The 521-nt window shown below is 73.7% G+C and carries 1 protein-coding gene; it reads left to right on the top strand.

Going from position 1 to position 521, the window contains the following annotated elements; genetic code table 11:
* Positions 1 to 166: 166 nt before the first annotated feature.
* On the top strand, positions 167 to 521 hold a 355-nt coding region (locus tag CCN33_RS27080), incomplete at its 3' end, for a helix-turn-helix domain-containing protein (protein WP_208621913.1).

Here is a 521-nt window from a genome sequence, read left to right as displayed (position 1 = left end):
GGCCGGCACGGTGACCGGTGGGTGCCGTGCTTGGATGACCTCAGCCTGTGCCACCCCGCGTCCGGCCCGCCATTCCATCGGGACCTTTGGCACGCTGGGATGCCGGCACCGGCTCTGACCTGGTGAAACGCGACCGGCATGGGATGCCGGACGGAATGGGGGACCGGTGGGGGCGGCTGAGGAGATCGCCGGGTTCGCGACGCTGTTGCGCGAGTTGAAGCAGCGGTCCGGGCTGAGTTACGAGGCTCTGGCGAAGCGCGCGCACATGAGCACGTCGACCCTGCACCGCTACTGCCGCGGCGACGGCGTTCCGGCCGACTACGCGGTCGTCTCCCGCATGGCCCGGCTGTGCGGGGCGACGCCGGAGGAGCTGGTGGAGCTGCACCGGCGGTGGGTACTGGCGGACGCGGCGCGGGAACGGGGGCGACGGGCGGTTGCTCCGGCGCCGGTGGCAGGCGTCGCGCCGGTGCCTCCGGCGTCGCAGGAGGGCGCGCCACCTGTCCCTGCGCCCACCCCCACCT

The organism is Streptomyces recifensis (assembly GCF_002154615.1).
Classification (GTDB): Bacteria; Actinomycetota; Actinomycetes; order Streptomycetales; family Streptomycetaceae; genus Streptomyces; species Streptomyces griseoluteus.
The sequence above is the reverse complement of the archived record's forward strand: the minus strand, read 5'-3'. Positions and strand labels throughout refer to the sequence as shown.